Genomic DNA, 3,147 nt, shown 5'->3' with positions numbered 1-3,147 from the left:
TGGTGCGGGCGGCGGGGTCGGTGCCGTGGGCCCAGAACAGTTGGGCGGCGGCGCGGGTGTGCGGGGTGAAGCGCAGGGGCGCGGCGCCGGCGCGCAGCCGCAGGAGGGTGGCAAGGACGGTGGTGGCGTCGTGGTCGTGGACGCCGCGGTCGTAGCCCTCGTCGTAGCGGGTGGCGGCGACCTCGCGGACCAGGGCGGCGAGGGTGCCGTCGGCGGCGGCGGTGTGCAGGACGTCGAGGGTGTGGGGGCCGGTGCCGGCCTCGGCGTCGGCGAGGAGGAGCGCGGCGAGGTGCTCGGCGCGGTAGACCTCGGGTGACTCGGAGACCAGGGGCTGGTCCCACAGGGTGCGGTGGGCGGCGAGCTGGTCGTCGTGGACGGGGGCCCGGTAGTCGGTGCCGGTGACGGCGAAGGCGAGGCCGCCCCCGGAGGGGACGAGGGTGAGGTCGAGGGGCTGGGTGTTGACGGCGAAGCGGTGGCGGCCCAGGCGGAGGGTGCCGGTGCCGTCGTAGAGGTCGGCGCGGTCGCGCAGGGCGCGGCCCGCTTCCTGGCGGGCGGCCTTGAGGCGTCCTTCGAGTTCGCCGGCGCGGACCGGGTCGGCGAGGGAGCGCAGTTCGCCGGCGGTGGCGCGGACCTTGGCGACGAGGGGGTCGGCGGCGAAGTAGGCATTGACCTCGTCGGGGGTGGCCAGGGCGCGGGCGCGGCGGGTGACGGTGGCCAGGACCCGTTCGGCGGAGCGGGCGAGCCGGTCGGTGCGGTGGGCGCGGGCGTCGAGGAGGGACTGCTTGCGGGCGGCGAACGCCTCGTGGATCTCCTCGCGGCGCTCGGCGATCCGGGCGAGCCGCTCGTCGTCGCCCGCGCCGTCGCAGTGTGCTTCGAGGTCCTCGACCTGGAGCAGCAGCCGGCCGAGCTGGTCGTCGCACTCCTCGGGGGTGCCGGCGGCGGCCAGCGCCCCGGCGACGGACTGGCCCAGCAGCGCGAAGCGGGCGGCGAACTCCTCGCGGCCCTCGGCGTCGGCGAGGGCGCGGCGGCGGGTGTCGAGGGTGGCGCGGGCGCGGTTGACGGCGGCGAGGACGTCGCCGATGCGGGCGAGGACGGCGGTGCGGACGGTGGTGTCGGGGAGGTCGAGGGTGCCGAGGACCTCGGTGACCAGGTGGAGGGAGGCGGCCTGCTCGTCGATGCGGGCGGTGAGCGCGGTGGCGTCGGCGGTGGTGGTGAGGCCGGCGGCGTCGGTGGTGAGGGCGTCGACGGTGGCGTGGGCGGCGGCGAAGGCGTCGTCGGCGCTGAGGAAGGCGACGGCGCGGCGCCCGGTGGCGGCGAGGTCGTCGGCGAGCGAAGCGGCGAGGGTGCCGAGGCGGTCGAGGTCGATGTGGCGGACCTCGCGCAGGCTCTCCAGGCCGCCCTGGGCGCGCCGCAGCCGGGCGAGGGTGTCCACCCAGGCGTCGGCGGTGTCCGGCTGGTCGGCGCGGACGGTGCGGACGAGGGCGGTGACGCGGGCCTCGGCGTCGGCGAGCTGCTCGGCGGCGCGTTCGCGCAGCGCGGTCAGGCGGGCGGACTCCTCGGTGATCCGGGCGGCGGTGGCGCGGACGGCCTCCAGCGGTTCGGCGAGGGCGCCCAGGGCGGGGTCGGCGAGCCAGTGGTGGGTGTCGGCGGCGCGGGCGGCGGCGGCCGCGACGGCGTCGAAGACGGCGGTGGAGGGCGTGGTGCCGGTGGCCGCGCGGGCGACCGCGAGGACGTCGGAGATGCCGCGGACGAGGGCGGCGTTGCCGATCCTGGCGAGCGGCCCCTCGCCCTGGGGGCGGGCGGCGGCGTGGGCGTCGGAGGTGAAGGGGGTGCGCCAGATCTGCACCGGGTGCACCCGGGAGGCGCCGGGGCCCTCGAGGCGCAGTACGGCCATGGTGCCGTCGTCGAAGAGGGCGTGGCCGCGTCCGGTGAGGGGGGCGTCGGCCTCCTCGCGGATGACGTTGTAGGGCAGCAGCAGGGTGCGTCCCTCGGCGCGGGCGCGGAAGACGTAGAGGACGTCCTCGCCGTTCGGGGAGCGGATCTCGCCGGCGAACCCCAGGCCGCCGGTGTCGGTGTCGAAGGTGCGGGTGGTGCCGTTGGCGAGGTGGTAGCCGCCGGGGAAGACGATGCCCTGGTCGTCGGGGAGGGTGCGGCAGGCCCGGCCGATGCCGTCGAGCCGGCGGACCTCGCGGGTGCCGGTGTGGAAGACGAGGTACCGGTCGGTGGTCTCCCGGTAGGGGCGGACGCGCAGCAGGACGAGGGGGCCGACGCGGGCGTGGGCGACATCGGCGTCGGCGAGGGACTGGAGGGGTTCGTCGACGGGTTCGCTGTGGACGCCGTCGGGGGTGGTGGTGTCGTTCTCCGCCTTGAGGGTGAGGGCGCCGCCGGAGGTGGAGACGTAGACGGTGTCCCGGACGGCGATGTGGGGGTGGCGGCCGGGGACGTGGTCGTCGCGGGTGGCGGGCGTCCAGGTGAGGTCGCCGGCGGGCGGGACGTCGTCGCGGTCGCCCTCGGCGTCGAGGTAGGCGGGAGTGCCGTCGGCGGCGGTCCGCCAGCGCAGGACGCGGACGTCGGACGGCCGGTCGCCGGTGCGGAAGACGGCGAGGAGCAGGGGGCCGGTGCGGCGCAGGTGCAGGAGGCGGGCCTGGCGGTAGTAGCGGTGCAGGTCGGCGAAGTCCCGCTGGAAGCGGGGGTCGTCGAGGAGGCCGGGCAGCGCGTCGGGCCCGGCGGGCTCGAAACCGTCGGCGGTACGGCGGTGCAGGGCGAGGACGTCGGCGACGTCCGGTGCGCGGCCGTCGGCGGAGGCCGGCGGGTGGTGGCCGAACAGCAGCAGCCCGCCGACCTGGGCGATGTCGCGGGGCAGGCAGGCGTCGGCGGTGTCCAGCCGGACGGTGGCGAGCAGTGCCCGCGCGGTGCCGCCGAAGGTCTCGGTGCGGCGGGTGTTGAGTTCCTCCGCGCGGGCGGTGAGGTCGGCGGCCGCGGCGGCCAGCCGGTCCCGCAGGACCTCGTACGTGCCGTCCGCGGGTACGGCCGCGTCCGGTGCGCCCGGTGGTGTGTGCTGCGCGCTGTCGGTGTTCACGTACCCAACTCCCTGCTGACGTCGTACGGCGGGGCGGCGGGCGCGGCCCTCGCGGTGCCGCGCCCGGT

General features: G+C 77.5%; 1 protein-coding gene. It reads right to left on the bottom strand.

From position 1 onward, the window contains the following. The coding region (locus AC51EU_RS28955) for a DNA repair ATPase (RefSeq protein WP_496270058.1) at positions 1–3,079 on the bottom strand (3,079 nt) is incomplete at its 3' end. Between the last annotated feature and the right edge of the window lie 68 nt (positions 3,080–3,147).

Source organism: Candidatus Streptomyces philanthi (genome assembly GCF_059553635.1).
This window is presented reverse-complemented; position numbering and strand designations above follow the sequence as displayed.